Raw genomic sequence first — 1,138 nt, 5'->3', positions numbered from 1 at the left:
ATTGAGAGGACCAGAGGATGAAACGCAACCGTTTCACAGACGAACAGATTATCGGGATACTGAAGGAGCACGAAGCTGGCACGCCGGTCTCGGAGCTTTGCCGCAAGCACGGCGTCAGCGATGCCAGCATCTATAAATGGAAGGCCAAATTCGGCGGCATGGACGTATCCGAAGCCAAGCGGCTGAAGACGCTGGAAGACGAGAACACGAGGCTGAAACGGCTCCTGGCAGACGCCATGCTCGACAATGCCGCTTTGAAAGACCTTTTGGGAAAGAAGTGGTGACGCCCGCAGCAAGGCGGAAAGCTGTCACTCATCTGATGGATCGCCACCAGATGAGCGAACGGCGGGCGTGTAAAGCCATCGGCTTTTGCCGGATGACGATCCGTTACGAAACCAGGCGCAGCGATGACCATGACCTTCGCGAGCGGATGAAGACGCTGGCGCATGAACGCCGCCGCTTTGGATATCGACGCCTTCATGTTCTGCTCAGGCGTGAGGGTCACCTTGTGAACCACAAGCGGCTCTTCAGGCTCTATCGGGAAGAGAAGCTGACGGTGCGCAAGCGCGGCGGTCGGAAACGAGCGACAGGCACACGAGCACCGATGCTGATCCCGCTTGCCGCCAATGATCGCGGGTCACTGGACTTCGTGTCGGATCAACTCACCGATGGTCGCAGGTTCCGGGTGCTGACCGTCGTCGACGATTGCACCAGGGAATGCCTGGGCCTCGTCGCCGATACGTCCCTTTCCGGTCTGCGGGTTGCCCGTGAGCTGAACCGGATCATCGAGGAACGAGGCAAGCCGAAGATGATCGTCAGCGACAATGGCAGCGAGTTCACCAGCAACGCGATCCTGCAATGGACGGACCGCACCAAGGTGGAATGGCACTATATCGCGCCTGGCAAACCGATCCAGAACGCCTTCATCGAAAGCTTCAATGGGCGGCTGCGAGATGAGTTCCTGAATGAAACTCTCTTCTCGTCACTGACGCGTGCCCGGTCAGCGCTTTCAAACTGGCGCAGCGATTACAATGATCATCGACCACACTCCGGACTCGGCTGGATGACCCCTGCAGAGTTCGCTCAAACAATCAACCCGCGACGTGATGCGCTGCTGCACAGCCGGAATGGCTCCGCA

The 1,138-nt window shown here is 58.5% G+C and carries 2 protein-coding genes; both read left to right on the top strand.

Annotation, left to right across the window (positions count from 1 at the left end; translation table 11 throughout):
• Positions 1-17: 17 nt before the first annotated feature.
• Positions 18-284 carry a transposase gene (locus tag F3H95_RS27585; RefSeq protein WP_244618161.1) on the top strand — a complete coding sequence of 89 codons (267 nt, stop codon included), beginning with the start codon at positions 18-20 and terminating at the stop codon, positions 282-284.
• A partial coding sequence (locus tag F3H95_RS27005; protein ID WP_244618162.1) for an IS3 family transposase occupies positions 167-1,138 on the top strand: 972 nt, incomplete at its 3' end. The genes F3H95_RS27585 and F3H95_RS27005, both read left to right, overlap by 118 nt.

Source organism: Rhizobium sp. RU35A (assembly GCF_900156005.1).
Classification (GTDB): Bacteria; Pseudomonadota; Alphaproteobacteria; order Rhizobiales; family Rhizobiaceae; genus Neorhizobium; species Neorhizobium straminoryzae.
This window is presented reverse-complemented; position numbering and strand designations above follow the sequence as displayed.